17 protein-coding genes are annotated in these 21757 nt (G+C 62.4%); 13 read left to right on the plus strand and 4 right to left on the minus strand.

From position 1 onward, the window contains the following. Window positions 1–377 precede the first annotated feature (377 nt). The 3 genes from BLR03_RS16430 to BLR03_RS16440 all read left to right on the plus strand — a co-directional run bounded on the left by BLR03_RS16430 (window position 378) and on the right by BLR03_RS16440 (window position 3760). Window positions 378–1796: an MFS transporter gene (locus BLR03_RS16430; protein WP_091254715.1), complete on the plus strand. Its 1419-nt coding sequence runs from the start codon at window positions 378–380 to the stop codon at window positions 1794–1796. A 185-nt stretch (window positions 1797–1981) separates the two neighbouring features. Further along, window positions 1982–2794 carry a sugar phosphate isomerase/epimerase family protein gene (locus BLR03_RS16435; RefSeq protein WP_091254717.1) on the plus strand — a complete coding sequence of 271 codons (813 nt, stop codon included), beginning with the start codon at window positions 1982–1984 and terminating at the stop codon, window positions 2792–2794. Between the two features lie 174 nt (window positions 2795–2968). After that, complete coding sequence (locus BLR03_RS16440) at window positions 2969–3760, plus strand: SDR family NAD(P)-dependent oxidoreductase (RefSeq protein WP_091254719.1); 792 nt, start codon at window positions 2969–2971, stop codon at window positions 3758–3760. A gap of 1657 nt (window positions 3761–5417) precedes the next feature. Here the strand turns inward: BLR03_RS16440 and BLR03_RS16445 are convergent. Further along, window positions 5418–6188, minus strand: a complete 771-nt coding sequence (locus BLR03_RS16445) for an alpha/beta fold hydrolase (RefSeq protein WP_175460592.1) — start codon at window positions 6186–6188, stop codon at window positions 5418–5420. 687 nt (window positions 6189–6875) lie between these two features. Here BLR03_RS16445 and BLR03_RS16450 point away from each other — a divergent pair. Continuing rightward, the gene (locus tag BLR03_RS16450; RefSeq protein WP_091254721.1) at window positions 6876–7088 is read left to right on the plus strand and encodes a DUF4192 family protein; all 213 of its coding nucleotides are present in this window, start codon (window positions 6876–6878) and stop codon (window positions 7086–7088) included. Between the two features lie 802 nt (window positions 7089–7890). Here BLR03_RS16450 and BLR03_RS16455 read toward each other — a convergent pair. The 3 genes from BLR03_RS16455 to BLR03_RS24975 all read right to left on the minus strand — a co-directional run bounded on the left by BLR03_RS16455 (window position 7891) and on the right by BLR03_RS24975 (window position 9089). Further along, complete coding sequence (locus BLR03_RS16455) at window positions 7891–8259, minus strand: type II toxin-antitoxin system death-on-curing family toxin (RefSeq protein ID WP_091254723.1); 369 nt, start codon at window positions 8257–8259, stop codon at window positions 7891–7893. Continuing rightward, entirely contained in the window at window positions 8256–8585 is a 330-nt protein-coding gene (locus BLR03_RS25350; protein ID WP_368086980.1) for a ribbon-helix-helix protein, CopG family, read from the minus strand. The genes BLR03_RS16455 and BLR03_RS25350 overlap by 4 nt, the downstream gene beginning before the upstream one ends. Before the next feature lie 153 nt (window positions 8586–8738). Next, a complete protein-coding gene (locus BLR03_RS24975) occupies window positions 8739–9089 on the minus strand; it encodes a substrate-binding domain-containing protein (protein ID WP_091254726.1) in 351 nt (116 codons plus the stop codon). A 799-nt stretch (window positions 9090–9888) separates the two neighbouring features. Here BLR03_RS24975 and BLR03_RS16470 point away from each other — a divergent pair. The 9 genes from BLR03_RS16470 to BLR03_RS16510 all read left to right on the plus strand — a co-directional run bounded on the left by BLR03_RS16470 (window position 9889) and on the right by BLR03_RS16510 (window position 21747). Further along, the gene (locus BLR03_RS16470; RefSeq protein ID WP_091254729.1) at window positions 9889–11940 is read left to right on the plus strand and encodes a hydantoinase/oxoprolinase family protein; all 2052 of its coding nucleotides are present in this window, start codon (window positions 9889–9891) and stop codon (window positions 11938–11940) included. A gap of 10 nt (window positions 11941–11950) precedes the next feature. After that, a complete protein-coding gene (locus tag BLR03_RS16475) occupies window positions 11951–13624 on the plus strand; it encodes a hydantoinase B/oxoprolinase family protein (RefSeq protein WP_091254731.1) in 1674 nt (557 codons plus the stop codon). A 37-nt stretch (window positions 13625–13661) separates the two neighbouring features. Further along, window positions 13662–14684, plus strand: a complete 1023-nt coding sequence (locus BLR03_RS16480) for a sugar ABC transporter substrate-binding protein (RefSeq protein WP_091254733.1) — start codon at window positions 13662–13664, stop codon at window positions 14682–14684. Window positions 14685–14782: 98 nt separating this feature from the next. Continuing rightward, on the plus strand, window positions 14783–16306 hold the full coding sequence (locus BLR03_RS16485) for a sugar ABC transporter ATP-binding protein (protein WP_091254738.1): 1524 nt from the start codon (window positions 14783–14785) through the stop codon (window positions 16304–16306). 8 nt (window positions 16307–16314) lie between these two features. Continuing rightward, complete coding sequence (locus tag BLR03_RS16490) at window positions 16315–17298, plus strand: ABC transporter permease (protein WP_091254739.1); 984 nt, start codon at window positions 16315–16317, stop codon at window positions 17296–17298. A gap of 74 nt (window positions 17299–17372) precedes the next feature. Continuing rightward, a complete protein-coding gene (locus tag BLR03_RS16495; RefSeq protein WP_091254742.1) occupies window positions 17373–18692 on the plus strand; it encodes a hydantoinase/oxoprolinase family protein in 1320 nt (439 codons plus the stop codon). Continuing rightward, window positions 18689–19771: a DUF917 domain-containing protein gene (locus BLR03_RS16500; protein ID WP_091254795.1), complete on the plus strand. Its 1083-nt coding sequence runs from the start codon at window positions 18689–18691 to the stop codon at window positions 19769–19771. The genes BLR03_RS16495 and BLR03_RS16500 overlap by 4 nt, the downstream gene beginning before the upstream one ends. Before the next feature lie 106 nt (window positions 19772–19877). Next, a complete protein-coding gene (locus tag BLR03_RS16505) occupies window positions 19878–21308 on the plus strand; it encodes a PucR family transcriptional regulator (RefSeq protein WP_254788551.1) in 1431 nt (476 codons plus the stop codon). Then, entirely contained in the window at window positions 21292–21747 is a 456-nt protein-coding gene (locus BLR03_RS16510; protein WP_091254747.1) for a GAF domain-containing protein, read from the plus strand. The genes BLR03_RS16505 and BLR03_RS16510 overlap by 17 nt, the downstream gene beginning before the upstream one ends. Window positions 21748–21757 lie beyond the last annotated feature (10 nt).

Consider the following 21757-nt stretch of genomic DNA (forward strand, 5'->3'; position numbering starts at 1 on the left):
GCACCTCTGCGAGGTTCCCGCCTCGGCAGCTGATCTCCCCTGCCCGTCAGGGACGGGCCGGTCCACACCTCCGACGTCGTACTCACCAGCCGGCGGCCGCTCCTCCTTATCAGGCTGCCGGCACCAACCGATACATGCATCCCCACCCGGAAAAGATCGTTGACAGAGCCCCCCACACTCCGTATCGTTACCTGCAACCGATCTCAGCAACCGATCTCAGTGATGACATTACTGCAACCGATCTCATGCGAGGGCCTGCAGCAATGGCCCGGCCCCTATGCTCTTGGCCGTCAGGGACACCTTCGACAAGGTGCAGGCGGCCAGGGTCCGCACACGTATACCCCCTCCCCAGCAAACGTGAAAATATGGAGAGTTCAATGAAGACCTCAAAACAAGCCGTCGGCAGCCCGGATCTTTCGGAGCTTTCCGAAGTGTCCGAGCGCCCTCACCGCCGCATCAACATGGTGGCAGGTACGATCGGCCACTTCGTGGAGTGGTACGACTGGTACGTTTACGGGCTGCTGGCAGCGGTGTTCTCAGCACAGATATTTCCAAGCGATTCCCCGTTTGCCTCCCTTATCGCAGCACTGCTCACCTACGCCCTCGGGTTTGTTGTACGCCCGCTCAGCGGCATCATCATCTCTCCACTGGCCGACCGCTTCGGACGACGGCTGATCCTGACGCTGTCCATCTCCGGCATGGCGCTCGGTGCGCTGATCATCGCCCTCACACCGTCATTTGCGACCATCGGCTACGCAGCGCCCGTTCTCTTTCTGGTTGCACGCATCCTCCAGGGAATCTCGGCCGGCAGTGAGGGACAGAGCGCCATCGCATTCATGGTTGAACACGCTCCCGCGAACCGCAGGGGCCTGTTCGGTTCGTTCACCAACATGGCAAGCGGCTTCGCGACCCTTGCTGCGACCGCCGCCGCAGCAATGGTGACGGCATCCTTTGCTCCGGCCGACCTCGCCGCCTGGGGCTGGCGCATCCCGTTCCTCGTAGGTGGCGTCCTCGGCATTGTCGGCCTTGTCATGCGGGTCCGCTCGGACGAGACTCCTGAGTTTGAGGCAAGCGCCCTCGTCGATCACAAGTCCGCCGCGGCCCGCCTGGGAGACCTGCTTCGCGAACACCCGAAGGCGCTGCTGCAGGCAGCAGCCCTCTCTGCCCCGGCCGTGGCCTACTACACCTGGGCCACCTTCCTTCCCACCTACGCCAAGCTGACCACCGGACGGGACCTGGCCTCCACCCTGGCCGGAAACGTTATCGGGCTGGCCTTGCTCGTTGTCATCGTGCCGGTCTGCGGCGCGCTCTCTGATCGACTCGGCCGGCGCAAAATCTTCCCCATCATCGGTGCCATCGGCATGATCGTCCTCTTCTACCCCATGCTCCTGCTGCTGAACCAGCCGGGCTTCGGTGTTTACGTTCTGGTATCGGCGTCCGGGTGGGTGGTTCTGGGTATCTGGCAGGCGGTGTACCCGACGATCCAGGCCGAACTGTTCCCGGCATCCGTCCGTGTATCGGGCATCGGGTTCGCACACCAGATCGTGATTGCCGTCTTCGGTGGTACCGCGCCCCTGATCGCCGCCGCATTCGTCGCCGCCGGACAGCCGATGCTTGTCGCGGTCTACATGATCGCCATTGTCGCCCTCTGCCTCATCGTCTACTTCACGCTGCCGGAGACCGGCAGCCGGACCGGCCGTGTCACCGTCGCTCCGATCGACCCCGAGGTACTGGAGGGCGAGCACCTGGTCTTGAGCACTTCGTCGGCCATCGACGAGGCGAAGCGTTCCCAGTAGGCACGCTTGTCCTTAGGAAGCCACGGCGGCTCGACCGGGCAAGAAGGGGCGTGTCTGCCCCGGGTCTTCTCGAGCCGCCTGGCCCGCAAGGGGGGATTTTGCCCCAGCATGCAGGATTGAAATCCACCTTGCCTTATAAACGATGCAAGTTTTCTCCATTGGCACAGAACTGAGAGACGTTCCAGATGATTATCAACACCTTTTCCTATCTTTGGTCAGCTTCGGCAATTGATGCGATTGCCGAGTTGGTGGTCAACGGATATGAGACTTTTGAAGTTCCGGTCAGCTCTCCACATTGTTGGCCTGACGATTTAACCGCCGCGGAGCGCTCAGCAATTTATGCCCGACTGACTGAGTACGGTGCGAAAATCAGGTCGCTTAATGCCGGCGGATATGACATCAATCTGGCGAGCCCAGGCGCTAATATGCGCCGCAAGAGTGTCGAGCACATCAAAGCGGTGATTGACCTGGCTGAAGCTTGGGGAGTCCCCGAGGTTGTCATATCCCCCGGTACAAGGCGTCCGATGATTTCTCCTCCACTCGAAAATGTTTATGGGTGGATGTACGAGAGTCTGGAGACTCTAATTCCGTTGGCCAAACAGGCTGGCACACGACTGCTCTTCGAAAACACCCCCTACTGCTTCACCCCTACCATTGAGGACCTGGCAGGGGTCGTAAGCACTATTAACGACGATGCAGTCAAGATCGTGTACGACGTCGCCAACGCTGCCTACATAGGAGAGGATCCCGTAGAGAGTTTGCTCTCCAACCACGAATCAATTGGACTCGTGCATATTTCTGATACGGGCACGGAAACCTGGGGCCACGATCCAATCGGCACTGGAGTGATCGACTGGAATGGATTAGGCAATGCCGTGAAAGCAACCTGTGGAGTTAACAATGTTGCTCTTGAGATCATTCGCGAAGAGAACCCCGTGCAGGAATTCAAGAAGGCGATGCAGGATCTCAAAAATCAAGGATGGGAACTGGGAAGTTAGCCCAGCATTCGAGATCGCGGACCGTCAGTCGATGTTATATTAAGAAATACTGAAATCTGCCTAAATGGTGAATGGACTTGCAAAGTCAACCGGTTTTACGGTCCATGATTTTCTATCATATTTTGGTAGTCAAAATGATTTTTATGTGAACCCCTATTAAAAGGAATGCGTACGATGAGAGCTTTGGTTAGTGGCGGAACCAGCGGCATAGGAGCGTCCGCCTGCGTAAGAATCGCAGAGGCGGCTCTGGCTCGGGGCGTCCACCCGATGATTGCCGTGGCAGGATACGAAACGAACAGCAGTCAAGAGCAAGTTGTTCGTTCCATCCAGTCAATGGGAGGTACCGCCATCGCATTGGCGGGCGACCTCGGTGACCCCGACGTGCCAAGTCAACTGGTAGGAGCTGCGGTAGCCGAATTCGGTGGCCTGGACGCGTTGGTAGCGAACGCCGGAATCGCCAGCCCCGGTGCCATCTGTGACCTGTCCCTTGAGGACTGGGACAGCATGTTCTCCGTCAACCTTCGTGGCGCCTGGCTTCTTGCCAAAGCAAGCTACCCGCACTTGAGGAAGAGCCGCGGCTCCGCCTGTTTTACCTCTTCAATGTCTGGCCAGCTACCACATGCCGGATCAGGCGCTTACAGCCCCAGCAAGGCCGCATTGACGATGCTGGCCCAAACACTCGCGCTGGAATGGGCACCTGACGGAATTCGTGTAAATGTGGTATCCCCAGGTATGACCCATACACGGATGACTGAAAAGATGTATGCCGATCCCCAAATCAAGAAGGCAAGGGAAGATATTATTCCTTTGGCAAGAATTGGAGATCCCATGGACATAGCGAACGTGATCGAATTTCTTATAGGCCCGCTATCGGGTTACGTCACCGGCCAAGACATCTGCGTTGATGGTGGCTTCTCCAAGTCTATTCTTAGCCATATTCCTGGTCGTCCCAGCTCTAAATCCTGACACCCGATCCGTACCGGCACCCCGGGAAGTGGCGTAGCCGTCGCCCCGGAACAGCGGCAGCCCCGCCACCGCAGCGCTCACCACCGGAGACGCCATACCCAGGCATTTGCCCTGGCCCGCGGTGGCGGGCAGAGCACCGTTGCGCTTAGGGGCGGTCCCGCTCGGCTGTCCCGTCATCGGGCCGGAAGCCTACGAGTGTCCTCCCGGCACTGCCGCTCTTCCGACCGCCTAACGCCCCCCATTTTTGGGGATGCCCTCGACAGGCCCCGGTCGAGGGCATTCCTGCATCCTGCCACTCGAACCACGATGCAGCAGCCCTTTCCAGATGGAAACGACGTCGTCTCGGTAGGCCTTGCCCATGGCCAAGAAGCGTCCACTTGCACAGTGCTATGTCATAGGCACTTGGGTTACTCCATTCCAATTAAGCTTGCCCAAAACGCCGGCCCCGAAGCCGATCCACTGACCGGATAGCCGCCTAAGCAGCATCCACAGGACGTCAATGGCGGAATCATGCCATCGACTGATGAATTCCCGGCGGCATCCCTCGTGCTGTGCACGCCGAACTCAGCGAGGACGCCGGCCCGCACGGCGCGGCTAACGCTGTTGATCGAAAGGCACTGCCCTAGGCAACTGCGAGAGCAAGAGAGCCCGCACTCCGAAAACCCTCAAGGCAGCTGGAACGGTTCCGCGGGCGGCAAGGAAGTACCGACGTTTGGCCAGACGCGCAGTAATGAAGGAGCAGCGGGCCGTGAGATTGGTTCTATGCCTGACCGATAAAAGAGAATGGAAAATCGAAGAATTCAGCGCTCTTGGAAAATCTGAAATCCGAGGCCGACGGCCCCATCTGATATGCATCGCCTGCGGAGGCAAAGCGTTCTTTCGCAAGTCCGGCCGCAACGCACTTCCCAGTTTCGGAGCCCGCCACGTAGCAGGCTGCAAAGTCATCACCCCGAAGTGGAGCGCGTTCAGGTACGTCCAATAACCTACCCCCGGCCTGGTTACTGCACCGGTCACCCGTAGTCCTGCCCCAGCCCAGGCACAACACCGTTAGAACATCTCGAACAGAACTTCGATACCGCAAGGCTAGTACTTCCCGCCACGAATACACCGCCATCAACTAGCTCACGACGGGCCGCAAGCATCTTCCATTAGCGATAGGCAGTTACTGCCGCAGCCGTTGCGCGGGGCATTCTCCTCCGGCTCCGTCTGTTTGAACTACACCCCAACCTGACGTCAGGTGGGCCACTCCGGGCTGTCAGGCTAGGCCTAGATTCTGCTTTCTCTGACACTGACTCGAGCAACTTAGAGCACAGCCTGACACTTCTGATCTGCCCGAAGGCAGCGCAGCGGGTTCCTATCGCGCTGACCCAAATCGGGCCCGACTTCAGTTGCATCCGGCGGTCTTCCAACGTGACGCCTTAGACCCGGGTCCATGTCTTCAGGATTCCGCCTGAATATCCCGCACTGAGCATCGCGCGGACCGCACCCGCCAGTTCCCAGCGCGACCTGAGGATTTTCAGGCGCAGCGAAGGGTCAACGTCAGGCTTTCATCGATGTCCATCCGGGCGGCAGCGGGACAAGTGGTGGTGACCTATGCCAACGAGGCAAAAACCACCACCTGTGTCGCCTGGCGAATTTGGGGAAAGGTGTGCCCGCTCTAACTGAAGAATCGAATCAGAGCCGGGGCCACGACGTCGGGCGCCACACCGTGATCCTGGCCTTCCAGACGTTCCTGGGTGGCATTCGGGATGGCTGCTGCGACCCCTTCGATCGATGCCCGCGCCCACGGAAGGCTCGCCCCACCGTATATAGCCAGCGTCGGGGCACTGACTTTCGCCAGGCGATCTGCCGGGACGATGCCGTCTCCGGTCACCGTAAGGTCGTAGGGGAGGGTATGGGCCACGCCAATGAGCCCAGGCCACCACGGCTGGTCCTTGATACGTTCGTCGAAGCCGGCGCCGGTGTGGCGGATGAACATCTCGACGGCGGCTGCGCGGTCGCCGACGTCCAGTGCCGCCTGCACCCGGTCCCGAAAAACCGTCCAGGGCTCGGCGTCGGGGCTCTGGGTCAGGTACGGCGGTTCGTAGGCCACGAGCTTGGTGATGGGAGCTCCGGCGGCTGCCGCCTCCAAAGCCAGAATGGCACCGGACGAGTGGCCATAGGCGTAGGCCCTTCCCCCGGCCGCATTGATCAGGGCTTCCAGATCCTCGACTTCGCGGTCGGGGCTATACGGGGATGTGTCCGTGCTGTCGCCACGGCCGCGCCGGTCGTATGTATAAACCGTGAAATGCGCCGAGAGCAGAGGCACGAGCGGGCCCGCGGAGTAGCGGTTGTTCAGGGCTCCGCCAATGATGATCAGCGCGGGCCCGTCGCCGGACCGTTCGTAGGCAATCTTCGTTTCGTCCTGTGAGCGCTGATACTCGATCATCTGCAAAACCCTGTTCTGTCGGGACGTGCCGCCGCCTAATCCGAGACGAGGCTATCCGCTAATGTGCGCTCTGACCAGAGCTCCGTCCCTCGGGGCAGCATCGGCAGGTGGGCCGGCTTGGTCAGGGAGGCCTGCTCCCCTGCAGATGTCAGTGACGATACCGCGGAGAGGCCGATCAGCCCGTTGACCCTCTTAGGAGAACTCGGTCGCCCTCAGCGCTCGACTCCTCCGCGTTCCAGAGTCTTTCCCTTGCCGCCCTGTTTCGCCAGCTCTTTTTTGATGTCCTGGCCAGTGAAGGGATCTGCCAGACGGCTGCCGTTGGCGACGTGCCTTGTTCCAGCGCACAGCTAACGGAATAGGCTCCCACTGCCCGAGAGGGGCGATGGCGTCATGCCGTGGCGCCCAAAAGCAACCATGAATGAGCAGAAGCTTCTTCGCTGTTTGTCATTCTGATCCCCATCATCGCTGGGCGGGTCCTCCGCGCAACCAGGGCGCTACGCGCCGCTCACGACCCAAAATTTCGTTCGGCGCTCCTCCTTCGCTTACTTCCTCGCGAAGTCTTGGGCCGCTCCCGGTTCCCCAAGTTGCACTCCGGCCCCTCCAACCCAGCGGCGGCTACCCTATCAGAACGAAGCCCAAATCCGACGGGCGCACACTCGGCCCGCCAGCCGCAGAAGGAGAAGGACCATGGAAAAGCTCACCATCCAAACCCCCGCCGACGTTCTCGGCGTCATCGGCCACACCCCGGGGTTTTGGCCCCGCGAAAGTCTGGTCTGCATCACTCGGGCCGAAAACCAGACCGGGGCCACACTCCGCGTTGACCTGCCGAAACCTGGCGACGAAACCAAGTACGCGCAGTCGGTCGCCGGCTATCTGGCCCACGACAAAAAGCAGACTTAAGTGTGGACAATGTACACACCCGCTTTGGCCGGACAAACAGATCCGGGGGCGACCCCGCCAACGACAAAAGGGCCTCAAGGAAGAGCCAGTCGTCCGTGTCGCGCCCAGTCATGTTGTTGCCGTAACGGTGAACCATGAACAGGTGTAGGCCACCCCGGGCCCAACCCGACAGAACCGGAACGAGGAACCCCATAACCCCAGCACAGAGCAGGCGGAGCGCCCACCAGCCAGGGCACTGAGCCCCGTCACCCACACACCTGAACAGGCCACCGCGGCAGCCAGGCCAAAGCCCGCGAACCCAGCGTCAGAGGGACGCCACCACAAGCTTTGTACACACGTTAAAGCAAAACCCCTCTGACGAGGGAAAACACGTGCCCGAGGTGGGACTCGAACCGGTTTCCAGCCCCTGCAAACACTGGGATCCCCCGGAAACATGCGGAATCCGGCCCGATCCGACCCCAGTACGACCCAGTCCGAAGACCAAAGTGTGGACAATGTACACACGCGAATTTCATCGTTCCAATGCACTGCACCAGCGCACCGCATCCCACTTCAGAGGGATGCGGTTCTTCTTTGTCATGACGCATTTTGCTCAGCCGGAAGAACTTCTGCGCCTTCAGACTCCGAGAATGTCGGGACGCCACAAAAGGGACACACACCGGTCCAACCTCGCGGCCAGCTTCCCGGATCTTCATGGCCGCCGCCACCTCCTGTTAGTCATTTCATCACCCCGACCGGCACAGACTCACATGACGTGGGCAGAAATCCACCCAACCGGCAAGCCCACGAACCCGGCGTCTAGCTAGCGCCTGACCAGATGCGTGGCAATCAGCCCGGCGCTGATCTCAAGTGAGACATCGCCCGCGGCCACCCCCACGACGAGATCAAATGCCGCATCAGTGGTGAAGTCATGCCGGTAGCCATTGATCCAGAGCATCAGAACCATGAGCGTCCACGCCGTGCGCTTGTTACCGTCGATCAGCGGGTGGAACCGCGCCACCGACTCCAACAGGGCTGCTGCCTTCATCGACAGCTGCGGATAGGCTTCCGTGCCCAAGACCGTTGTTGCCGGCCGCGCCAAAGCCGAGGCCAAGAGCCCGATGTCACGGATATGGAACCCGTACCGGTCAACCACCTGCAGCGCATCTTCGATTTCGAGGTACGCGGTCACGCATCCTCAAGGCGGGTGAGGAGCTCCGCATCATGGCTCATGACGAAATCCAGGCCCTCGCCGATGTCACGGCTGCGCCTGTGACGCTGCAGCACAAGCTCTGCACCCTGGAGCAGCAACGCAGACTTGGATGTATGCTCCTCGGCAGCGAGCTGATCTAGACGCCGATCCAAGTCTTCGGGAACACGCAGATTCATAGCCATACACCCATGGTACCAAATCAGTACCATCCTACCCTTGGCAATCAAGTCACTCTGCAAAGCACTGAACTGCGGACTGCCCGCCGGACAAGACTTCCGTCCCGACGCTCCCAGTGCCGCCAGCATCGAAAGCGTCACATGGAAGATGGGCAAAACGCCCGGCCCCACTCCCCTGCACGTCAGCCCGGCGCACCTTCACCTGGCTCTGCCAAGAACTGATAGAGCCTATTACCTAAAACTGAAATCCGAACGGGGTACCCTCCGGGCCCGGTGGGCCTATCAGGTTGACACAGTCAACTGGGGCGCTGCCGGTGTCTTCCGCGCAACCAATGTTGGCCGCACCACGGTATTCACTGCCTCGCTTCGGCCACCAATTCGCTCCAACAGAAGGCGTCCTGCCGCAGCGCCCATGTCGAGGCCTGATTGATCGACCGTGGTGATGGAGATCGGCGCCAGCGATGTCGTGAAAATGTTGTCGAAGCCGGCCACCGAGAGTTCGTCCGGAACACGGATGCCTGCGTTCCATAATGCGGTGAGCCCACATACGACCCAAACCGAAGCCCAAAATGTGCACAATGTACACACCTTGAAGGTGGCCAGTTCACAGCCTGGCAGCCTCCAGGCGCACACGAGAGCTGAACTGGTCCCCGAATGTCAGAACTGAATTCCCAACTATCGGGGAACCTGCGCAAATGGTGTGCTGGCGGTTCGCCATCCGATACAAGCAACTGATAGCGGACGTTACGCAAACCTAGGACTCAGAAGGGGCTCCCGGGGTCGAGTGCGAACCCGGTCGTGCTTCGCCAGGGCAAGCAGGAATGGGACTCCAGACGATAAGTTAAGTTCCCGATTGATTGTCTTAGGCAATTACCTTGGTCAAGGTTCTTTGCGGCCGGGTTGTCCCGATGGTGTCTCGACAATGTGGACCGGAGCGTCGGCACGTCGGAACGTACACGAATGACAGCCGCCATGTTGGATTGTCGGGATCCGACCCTGCTACAGGGGACGTTGATCACTAGCAATCGGTACTCGGTGTGGGTGTTATGGCCTCCTAGCGGCACTTTAGCCGGACTCAATGCGGTCAACCCCAGGAGTTATCGAGATCTCCGGTACTAGCGTTTGGTGGGAAAGAAGTCGCCTTCAGCATGGTGTCCCCCGCCAGCGCACTTCGCGGGCACGGTCCGGGGCGGCGGTGCTGCGCTAGGGTCCTTTCCATCAGCGCGAGCAATCTCTGTCAATCTTCCGGGCCCACGATGTTCAAATTTTTGGAACCAAAATGGCCGTCTAACGCGGGGCCGTTTTGATGCTCGAGTGCACCTTGCCCGGTGGGGCCTGTCAGGATCGTGCAATTCGCACCCCGGCGCGCGGAGCCGCATGTATATCGTGATTTTCCACACAGCGGATCTAGTAGAGCTATGAGGAGAAACACATGCCGAACTACAGGGTGTCGATGGACATTGGGGGAACGTTCACGGACATTGTGGCGTACGACCAGCAGTCCGGAACTTATGAGGCCACGAAGGCATCCACCACGCCGGGCAACCTGAGCGCCGGTGTCATCGCCGGACTCGAATCGATTGTCACCGACCTGTCCGACATCGAGTTCCTGGTCCACGGCACGACCCAAGGCCTGAACGCGTTCCTTGAACGCCGCGGTGTGCCCGTACTGCTGCTGGCCACCGCAGGAGTGGAGGACACTTACCACATCGCCCGCGGCCCCCGGCTGGAGCTCTACAACGCTCAGTACCGCAAGCCGGAGCCGCTGGTTGAGCGGAAAGATGTCATCGGAGTCGGAGGTCGGCTCGACGGCCAGGGCAACGAGATCCGGCCGCTCGACGAGGTGGCCGTCCGGCAGGCGGCGCGCCGCGCAGTGGACGAGGGATACGGCGCCGTTGCCGTCGCTTTCCTCTTCAGCTACAAGAACCCCACGCACGAACTCCGTGCCCGCGAAATCCTGCTCGAGGAACTGGGTGAAGACTTTACCGTCTCCCTGTCACACGAAGCAGCCAAGGAATGGCGCGAATACGAGCGAACCTCGTCGGCCGTCGTCGAGGCCTACACCGGCCCGGTGGTCCGCAACTACCTCCTGGATCTGGAAGAGAAACTAGCGGACCGCGGCGTAGAGGCCCCGCTGCACATCATGCAGTCCTCCGGCGGCGTCCTCACAGCCGAGTCGGCCCGCAAGCGCCCGCTGCAGACCCTGCTCTCCGGCCCCGTCGGCGGCGCAATGGGTGACGTCGAACTGGCCGGCGTCTCCGGTAACCGCAACCTCATCGGCGTGGATATGGGGGGGACCTCCTTCGACGTCTCCCTGGTGGTTGACGGCAAGCCCGACGTCTCCACGGAGGCGCACCTCGAAGGCCTGCCGATGCTCATGAGCGTCGTCAACATCCACACCGTGGGCGCCGGCGGCGGCTCGGTGGCCTGGCTCGAAGCCGGCGGGCTCCGTGTCGGTCCGCGCTCGGCCGGAGCCACCCCGGGACCCGCTTGTTACGGCCGCGGCGGCACCGAGCCTACCGTCACCGACGCCAACCTCGTGCTGGGCCGTGTCGACCCCGACTGGTTTGCCGGCGGCCAGGTCGCCCTGGACCGGGAGGCGGCCATCACCGCGCTGAAGACGGTGGGCGACCAGCTTGGCCTGGACCCCATCGCCATGGCCGAAGGCATCTGCGACGTCGCCAACTCCCAGATGGCGCAGGCCATCCGCACCATCACCATCTCCCGGGGCATCGAACCCCGCGACTTCGCCCTCGTGGCCTTCGGCGGCGCCGGCCCCATGCACGCTGTTTTTCTTGCCAAGGAACTGGGCATCCCGGAAACCGTCGTTCCCCGGTTCCCCGGCGCATTCTCGGCCTGGGGGATGCTGCAAACCAACATCCGCAAGGACTTTTCCGAGCCGTATTTCTACCTTGACGAGGACATCGATCCGGCAGACATGGCCCGCGTCCTGCGGTCCATGGAAGTCGAAGGCCTCAGCTCGTTGGTCTCGGAGGGCGTTCCGGAGGAAAGCCGCCGTACCACCGCCTCGGTAGACGTCCGCTACCAGTCGCAGGAATTCTCGCTGAATGTACCACTGACCTCTGCCGAGGAACCGGAGTCCCCTGATTTTGTCGCCAACCTCGCGGTCCGCTTCTCGGCCATGTACCACGAACGCTACGGCCACTCCAACCACGGCGCGCCCATCGAGATCGTCGCGCTGCGGACGCAGGCCGTCGGGGACCTGGGCCGGCTGGAAGCGCCGCTCTTCGCCCCGGCCCTGAGCTCAGAATTCAAGCACGAAATCCGCCGAGTGGTCTTCGACCACGTCGAACACGACACCACGGTGGTCCGCCGAGACGACCTGGCCGCCGGCCACAAGTTCGAAGGTCCGGCCATCATCGTGGAGCAAACCGCCACGACCGTGGTGCCACCAGGGTTCGACGTCACAGTCGACGAATTCGGCTCACTGGTCATCCGCACCCAAGACGTCGAAGGAAACTGAGGTACCGATCATGACAATCGAAGCAGTCAAAACCCTTGATCCCGTGACCGTGGAAATCATCCGCAACGCGCTCACCAGCGCCGCGGACGACATGAACGCCACGCTGATCCGCTCGGCTTATTCCCCCATCCTCTACGAAGGGGGGGACTGTGTGGTGGCCCTTCTGGACACCGAGCACCGCGTGCTGGGACAGTCCGCCGGCCTGCCGCTGTTCCTGGGCAACCTGGAAACCTGCTCCATTGCCGTGGAGGAGCTTTACGGCCGGGAGGTCTGGAAGGAGGGGGACGTGTGGATCCTCAATGATTCCTACTTGGGCGGAACCCACCTGAACGACGTCACCATTTTCGCTCCGATTTTCGACGCCGGCACGGTAGTCGGCTTCGCCGCTACCCGTGCGCACTGGATGGACATGGGATCCAAGGACGTAGGCGGCTCCATGGATGCCACCGACATCTTCCAGGAAGGCTTCCGCATGGGCCCGGTCAAGCTGATGGAGGCCGGGGTCGAAACGTCCGTCGTGGACCTGATCCGCACCAATGTGCGCTTCCCCTACCAGACCATCGGAGACATGCACGCGATGATCGCCGCCCTTCGGATGGGAACCACCCGGATGAAGGAGCTTGTGGGCCGATACGGCATGGACCAGTTGGACGCAGCCCGTGACGAAATCTTCCGCCAGACCGAGGAAATCGAGCGCGAAACCGTCCGAGCCATCCCCGACGGCGTCTACGAAGCCGAGGGAGTGCTGGACAACGACGGGATCAACCTGGACTCCCCCATTCCCATCAAGCTGAAGATCACCGTCGACGGCGACACCGTCGACTTCGACGTCACCGAATCGGCGGACCAGACCATGGGACCCGTCAACTGCGGCGCAGCCCAGGCCGTCTCGGCCCTGCGGGTGGGCTACAAGCTGCTGATCAGCCCGGACTCCAACTCCAACGGCGGATCCTTCCGGCCCATGACTACGCAGGTGCGCTCCGGTTCAGTTCTTGGCGCCGTCGCACCGGCACCCTGCCAGTGGTACTTCTCCCACCTTGGCCTGCTGATCGACCTTGTCTCCAAGGCCATGGCCCCTGCGATGCCCGAACGCGTTGCAAGCGCCAGCCACGGTGACTCGATGATCATCACAGCGGCCGGCTTCGACCCCCGCTTCGGCCGGAACTTCGTCAGCATGGAGGCCACCCTCGGCGGCTGGGGCGCCTGGCAGGGCACCGACGGCGAGTCCGCCATGATCAACAACGTCAATGGCTCCCTCAAGGACCTGCCCATCGAGATGATGGAAACCCGCTACCCGCTCCGCATCAACGAATACTCCATCCGCCCCAACTCCGGCGGCCCCGGCCAGTGGCGCGGCGGCAACGGCGTGGTGCGTGAATACGAGTTCCTGGCCGACTGCGTCGTCGGGCTCTGGTTCGAAAGGTCAAAGACCCCGGCGTGGGGTCTCTTCGGCGGTTCGGATGCGCAGGGCCCCGAAGTTGTCATCAACCCCGGCCGTAGCGACGAAGTCCGCACCTTGAAGGCCAATGCCCGGAAGGTCAAGGCCGGCGACATAGTTCGCCTCGCCGTCGGAGGCGGTGGCGGCTTCGGAGATGTCTCCAAGCGCTCCCGCGAGGACATCACCAACGACATCGTCAACGGTTTCATCACCGAGGACTTTGCCAGGACGCACTACGGATACTAAGCACCCACCACCAGATTCCCAACAAAAAGGATTGCCCGTGAAATACCTCAAGCGATCAGCCACAGCTGTCACTCTCGCTAGCCTCGCCCTGCTGACCTCAGCCTGCACCCCGCCCACGCAAGCCGCCTCAGGACCAACGTCCGCTGCCGATGCCAGCAAGCAGCTCAAGGTAGGGTTCTTCGGTTTCGCCAAATCCAACGGCTTCGCCCAGGGGACCTTCCTCGGCGTCGAGCAGGCGGCGAAGGCCAACAATGCCACGGCCACCTTTGTTGACCCCAACTTCAACGCACAGACCCAGGTCCAGCAGATTCAGGACGCCGTCACCTCCAAGCAGTTCGAGGTGATCGTGGTCCAGGCCAACGACAACCAGGCGCTCATCGCGCCCCTGCAGCAGGCCGTACAGGCCGGCATCACGGTCGTTGTGGAGTTCTCGGTCATCGGACCGAAGTTCGACACCATCCAGCCGCAGATTCCTGGTGCCATCAGCATCGTCGACCTCCCGACCAGTAACGGAAAAATCTTGGGCGAGATGGGCAAGGAAGCCTGCGCCACCGTTCCCGGGGACACCTGCAAGGTTGCCTACCTGGAGGGATTCAAGTCCCTCCCGCTGGATAACGCCCGGACCGATGCCGTGAAGGCGGAGCTGGCCACGGATCCCAGGATCAAGCTGGTGGCCAGTGTGGAAGGCGGCTACACCCAGGACAGCGGCCGCCAAGCGTTCCAGAACGTTTCCCAGGCCAACCCCGATGTCGACGTCGTAATCGGCGCGTCCCAGGCGATCACCGGGGCGGCGGCTGCGGCCGGCGGCAGCGACATTAAGTTCATCGGCAACGGCTCGTCCAAATCCAACGTTGAGGCCGTCCGGTCCGGCAAATGGTTCTCCATTTACGTCAGCGACGTCGTGGCCAATGGTGCCAAGGCCACCGAGCTCGGCCTCGCCAAAGCCCGGGGAGAGCAGTTCGAGACGGCAGTGGACGAGGCGGCCCTGGCTCCGAACCAGGGCAAGGGAACCAAGCAGGCGCTGGACGCCGCTAACTACGTCTCGAAGTACTCCGACTAGGCCCTGCCTGGCACACCCATGGGACCCCGGGCCGGAGCGCTCCTGCTCCGGCCCGGGAAACCCCGTACGAAAGTCCCCTTCCATCCCCGGAGGTCACGATGGCTACACAGCAGTTGGAAACACCAGAGCATGTCCGTGCGGACAGGGCCCCGGAGATCACAGTCTCCGGCATCGGCAAGCGGTACGGTTCCAGCACCGTCTTGCAGGACGTCACCCTGTCCGTTGCCCCGGGGGAAATCCACGGCATCATGGGGGAAAACGGCGCCGGGAAGAGCACGCTGCTGAAAATCCTTGGCGGGGCCATCGTGGCCGATGCCGGCACCGTGTCGTTGAACGGGCGCCCGGCCAGGATCACCGCCCCGCGGGACTCGATCGCCCACGGCATTTCCCTGATCTCCCAGGAACTGGCGCTCATTCCGGGGCTCTCAGTGCTGGAAAATGTCTTCCTGGGCCGGTGGTCCAACACGGGGAGCCTCCTTCGTTCCCGGAAGGACGCCGCCCACTTTGCCCGGCTGCTGGACGAGACAGGTTTCGACCTGGACCCGAGGGCAATTGTCGGGACCCTGCCCATCGGCCAGGCGCAGCAGGTGGAAATCCTCAAGGCCCTGGCCCGCGGAGCCAAGGTGCTGTGCATGGACGAGCCAACGGCGGTCCTGAACGAAGCAGAGAAAGCGCAACTGCTGCAGGTAATCAGGAATCTGGCCCTCAACGGCACCACCGTCATCCTCGTTTCCCACTACCTGGAAGAGGTCCTGGGGCTCGTTGACCGGGTGACGGTCCTGCGCGATGGGCGGCACATCGTCACCGAAGACGCGGCGGGACACACGCCTGAATCGCTTGTCGGCTTGATGGTGGGCCGGGAAATCGACTTCCTCATCCCCGAAATCCCCCCGGTCCCGGCCGGTGCCAAGACGGTATTCGAGGCGGTCGGCCTGACCAGCACGAAGGTCAAGGATGTCTCCTTCACGGTACGGGCCGGCGAGATCCTCGGCCTTGCCGGTCTGGTCGGCAGCGGCCGCAGTGAGACCCTGTTGGCCGCTTTCGGCGCCGACCGGGTCACCGCCGGGTATGTGGAGATCAACGGACGCCGTACCCGGCCCAATTCCATCCAGGACGCGATCAGGGCCGGTATCGCGCTCGTGCCGGAATCCCGGAAAGAGCAGGGCCTCGTCATGTCCCGGCCGGCCCCCGAGAACATCGCCCTTGCGACGCTCTCAGACCGGTCGTTGTTCGGCTTCGTCCGAGTCGGCCGGGAAAAGGCCGTAGTTTCCAGTATCAGCCAGTCCGTTGATATCCGTGGCGTACGTCAAGGGCCCATTGCGGATCTCTCCGGAGGCAACCAGCAGAAGGCGCTCTTTGCCAAATGGCTGCTCAACCCTCCGGCGGTGCTGATGGTGGATGAGCCGACCCGTGGCGTCGATATTGCCGCCAAGGCGCTCATCCACGGCCTGATCGTCGAACTCGCAGCAAAGGGCACGGCCGTGATAGTCGTGAGCTCCGAACTGGAGGAAGTCATCGGCCTCTCCCACCGTATCCATGTCATGAGGCAAGGCCGCATCGTCGCTGAATTCGACCGGAATGCCTCCCGCGATGAAGTCATGACTTCCGCTTTTCTGAAATAGGTGAATCAATGACCACAGCTTCCGTTGCCGCCTCCAAGCCGGTAGAGAAAAAATTCAAGATTAACGTCAAGGACTTCGGGATCCTTTTCGGCCTGATCGCGATCATGCTGTTCCTGACCCTGAATACCGGAACGTTCCTCACGGGCCGCAATTTCATCAACCTCTTCGACCAGGCGGCCATCGTGGGCCTGCTCGCCGCGGCCGCCACGTTGTGCATCATCAGCGGTGTCTTCGACCTGTCGTCGACGGCCACCCTGGCCGTTTCCGCCATTGCTGGGGTCATGATCACGCAACACTTTGGTGTGGCGGCCGGGTTTATCGGGGCCCTGCTGGTCGGTGCAGCGTTGGGCACCGTAACCGGCCTGATCGTGGTGTGCACGAAGGTCAACTCGTTCATAGGGACGCTCGCGGTCAGCATTATTTACCGCGGGCTGGCCATCGTGATCACGGGCGGCGCCATCGTCGCACCGTTGCCCGAGCAGCTTTTTGCCTTCCAGACCTGGACCTGGCCCAGCCTCTTCGGCCTCACCGCGGGCTCGGTCCTGATGCTTGCCATGACGGCTGTGCTGGGCATCGTCTTATGGCGGACCACCTTCGGGCGCCGGATTTATGCGGTGGGCGGCAACCTGCAGGCGGCGCGGCTGAGCGGTATCCGTACCGGCACCATCCACGTTGCGGTCTTCGCCATCAGTGGCCTGTGCTCCGCGATGGCCGGCATGATCCTGGCTTCCCGCGCCGGTTCGGCCCAGCCGGCCATGGCGATCGGCGTCGAACTAACGGCCATTGCCGCAGTAGTGATCGGTGGCACCAGCATCCTCGGCGGACAGGGTGCAATGTGGCGTGCGTTCGCGGGGGTCATGATCCTGACGGTCATCAGCAACGGCTTCAACCTGCTTCACTGGGACACCACGTACCAGCAGGTAGTCACGGGTGTCCTCATCTTGGTGGCCGTGGCCGCCGACGGATTGTTCTTCCGCAAGGCGGTGAGATGAGGGCCCATAGTGGACCCTATATATATGGAAACGATTCACTGGCCGCCAGGCCGCGTGCAGCAGGAAGTTGAAGAGTGCGGATAGGACTGCGGCTGCAGGAGAACAGCTGCCGAAGCATTGTGCTGGACGGCCGGACCATCGTCTCGGCGGCCCGCGAGATCCAAGCCGGCAGCCTGGCCGAAGCGCTGGACTCGGCGCTGTCCGGGCTCAGCCGGGAGTTCGGGTCCGGCGTAAGGGACATCACGGCCGACGTCGGACATGTCCTCGCCACGCGGAAGCTGGCCGACGTCGTCGCCGTCCACATTTCGCCCCGCCCGCCGGCGGATGTGTTTCACGCAGCCAGGCTGCCGGCCCATGTCGAACCGGCGGTCAGCCGAACCGTCCACGTCTGCGGCGGCCACGATATGCGCGGCCGTCCCCTTGCCCAGCTGGACCTAGAGGCCTTCCTGACGGTGCTTCCCAGCATCCTGTCCGGAAATGTGCGGAACGTGGCCATCACCTCCGTCGGTTCCACAGCCTCCACGGATCACGAAACCCGCATCGCCGACGCCATTCTTTCCAATGACAGCGAAATGCGGATCAGCATCTCCAGCGATTTCTATTCCAGCGTCTTTCGGGACCGCGACTATACGACCGTCCTGAACACCGCGCTCATGGCGACGGGCGAAGAGCTGGCCGCTCTTCTGGATGCGGCTGGCCGGCGCCACTTCCCGGCCGCCACCTTATCCTTTGCCAGGAACGACGGCGGCCGGGCTCCCCTTCCAAGGCTGGCCGTGGCACCCGTCCACGGGCTCCGGCCCGAACCGGCCTCGGCAATCCTCGGTGCGGCCACCCTCGCCCGCGTCCCCAACGGCGAAGTTGTCATCTGCACCGATTCCGGCGTCAGCGCGGGCCACATCCGGGACGGGCTTCCTGCTGCAAACAGCCTTATCCGCCAAGGGTATGAGGCGAGCCTGGCCAGCAACGCTGCAGTTGTCGAGTCATACACGGCCAACCACCTGATCCGCCCCGACGTCACCTCAGTGATTGCCGATCTCCGTACAGAGCAGGCAACCCCCCTTCCTTTCGGACTCGTTCCGACCCTGCCCTCGGCCCAGGACGTTGCGCTCGTGGGTTCTGCCGCTGCACCTCTGACTTCTTGGATCGACAGACTCGAGACCATCAGCGGACGGACAGATCTAGCGGCCGTGCAGCACCGTGCCGAGGAGGATGCCCAGTCGGCAGTCGTGCAGCTGGGCGCTAATCCGGGCGAGATCCACATCATCGAATCGAACGTCTTTGCCATGCCTTACGGGAATCCGGGAATCGTCAGGATCCGCGTGCAGGCCGCTGGCGAGACTTCCAGTAACAAGGAGAGGTTTCTGGCTGCAGAAGCACGGTGCGCCGCACCATGAGCACCCAACTCACGGCGGACGATGTCCGACACCTCCGGACAGGGGCGCACTTTCTGGCCTGCGCCATAGACCCGACGGCCATCCACGTCTACACGGACATGGTTCTGCGGGCCATGGAGCACCAGTCCTTGGAACTCACAACCGTCGACGAGCTCGCCTCTGACGACCTGGTTGTTGCGGTCGGAATGGTGACACAGGGCCTGTTCATAGCCGACATGCCTCCGGTGGGTGATGAGTTCCTTGGCTGCATCAAGGCCATGGAAGCCAGCCTCGGCCGGAGGGTCCGGGCAATCTATCCACTCGCTGCTGCCAACATCAACGGAATGATTCCGCTGATGGTCGGGCTACAGTCCACGCTGCCCGTGATCGATTCGGACCCGATGGGCCGGGTCTTTCCCCTCATCAGCCAAACGACCCTGAACATCGGCCAGGTCCCCATCAGCCCAATCGCCATGATGGGAGTCACGGGAGAACGCGCGCTCGTGGAGGCCAACAATCCGCAACGTGCCGAGACACTAGTACGGGCGCTCGTTACCGAACTAGGCGGCTGGGCCGCCACCGCCATGTATCCATGCACCGCCGCACAGCTGAAGGCACACGGCGTCCACGGCTCCGTCAGCCGGATGATCCGGATAGGCCAGATCCAGGACGCGGAAACGTCGGTGGAGAGAAAGTTCCTGATGCTTGCGGAACTTTTGGACGCCACGCGCGTCGCCCGCGCCCGCGTGAGCCATATCGAAGGCCTTTCCCGTCCCACCGACCTCGGGCTGCCTGCACAACCGTCAAGCGTGACACTTGAAGACGAAAGCACCGGCCAGATCATTCGGCTAGAGATCCAGAATGAGATTCTGCTGGTTTTGGTGGACGGGGCCATCGCGGCAGCGGTCCCCGACATGGTGACCCTGCTGAACTCCGAGCACGGCACGGTGGTTACCCTCGACGACGTGCGCGTAGGCAACGTCGTGGACGTCCTGACGTACCCAGCCGCAGCCCAGTGGTACTCGCAGGCCGGACTTGACCTCGCAGAACCAACGGCTTTTGGCATTCCCCTCCGGCACCCAAGGCGGAGCCATGCATAGGTCGAAAAGCGTCACCCGACTGGACATTGCCGGGCTCCTAGCCCATGGATCCCTCCGAGGCACGACGCCGCTATATCTCACTCCGTCCAGTGCGACAGTTGAAAATGTGGTTCTGGTCTCACAGCTTGAGGCCATCCAGCGCGTGCGGCCGAACACGGTCGTCGTACTCTCCCCCGGAATGGGAGCTGGCGGCTGGCTGGTGTCAGCGGCACTACGGCACTCATGGGAGCGGCGGGCCAGCGCCGTCGTCGTTGCCGGAAGCACTTACTCCAATGCCGTGATCGGTTTGGCCGAGCGGCTTGGCATCACCCTGCTTGCCTCCGACGACGACCCGGCCGGCGTCGCCTTGGCCATGGCCGCTGAAATCGGCGCCGCCTTGTCGGTCGTTGATGCAGAGCTGGCCCGGTTCGCGCGTGCGGTTGCAAAGGACACCTCCCTAGGGGAAGTGCTCAAGACCATTTCCAACGAACTGGACGGAGTGGGCATTTCGGTGGAGTACGACGGTGTCATCCTGGCCTCCGCCGGGGTTGCCCCCCGAGAGGCCGCCGAAGTCATCACAGTGGACATACGCCGCGGCAACGGCGCCATCCGCTCCACTCTGACAGCCCGCGTGCCCGCGTCCGGTGTCCACAACCTGCAGCTTGTTCGTTCTATCCTCGAGGTCGCCAGCCCCTCGGTCAAAGCTGCCTGGCTGTTAGGCGACTTCCTCGAGGCCTCGCGCGCCGTCCCGACTGCGGCACTCACCGGACTGGACCTACACCCCGGTTCCTCCGGAAGCGCCTTCGCAGACGAACACCGGCACCTGCTGACCCAGCTGGGCTGGCGGCCGGAGGATAAGTACGTGGCCCTGTGGATCCGGGGCCGAGCTCCGCACGAGCCTCGCTCAGAGCTTACGGCCGTGCTGCGCCTGCTCTGGCGGAAGGCGGCGTCACGCAGCCCGCTGGCCGAGGTCGACGGTGGCTGGCTTGCACTCGTTCCGGTTCAACACGGGGTCGCCGCGGCGCAGCTGGAAGGCCGGATCAGGACACGGCTCGCGGAGGCTCTTGCCGAGCTTGGCCTGGTTGCCGGGCTGTCGGCCTGGCATGAAGATCCACCCGTACTTGCAGCCATCGTGCGCGAGGCTCACCTGGCTGCTGAATCCGCATGGCCAGCGGGACCAGGCACCGTCCTGTCCTTCGCCAACCTCGGCGTCGCGGCGGCAACCACTTTCATCGACCCGGACGCCGTCGGGCTCATCGCCGAGTTGACCCTGCCGCGGCTGATGGCCAGCGCCGACAGGGACATGATCATCGCGGCCGTGGCCTCCTTCCTGGACCATCACGGCTCTGTCAGCCTGGCCGCAAAGTCCCTCGGCCTGCACCGGAACACCCTGCAGGGCAGGCTCAACCGGGCCCGTGAACTGGGTGTCCCGCTCGACACTCCGGCTCAGCTGCTGTCCGTCCACCTGATCCTCCATGTGCTTCAGGGCGCGCCGGGCCTAACAACTCCCCAAGATCCCATCGCAACAAGAAAGGACTCCCATGAGTTCCCAGTTTGAATCCTTTGACGCCGTGCATGCCAATGCTAAAGACACGGTCGGTGTCACGCTCTTCACCGCCTCCGTCATTGCCGACGGCGGCACCAGCATGGCACGCATCTTCACCACCCACCCCGATGTCTACCCCGTGGGAGGCAAGAAAACCCTCGCCGGGGACACCAACCCGGTGTGGCTGGAACAGGTCCTCAAGGGACAGCAGCCGTTCCTGGGCGCTGACACCGATGCTGTCCGGGCCTTCTTCTTTGACTCGGCAACCATTGAGTCCCTGGGATGCGGGGCGATCGTCAACGTTCCGGTGGTGAGCAACGGCGAGACCATCGGATCAATGAACTTCCTCGCACCCGAGGGCAGCTATGACCAGAAGTCGGTGGACGCTGCCACGAAGATCGCGGAGCGCTCCGTTCAGCTGCTCGAAAAAGCACTCGCTGCTACCAACTAGTGCCGTCGCG

The organism is Arthrobacter sp. ok909 (assembly GCF_900104405.1).
In the GTDB taxonomy this organism is placed as follows: Bacteria; Actinomycetota; Actinomycetes; order Actinomycetales; family Micrococcaceae; genus Arthrobacter; species Arthrobacter humicola.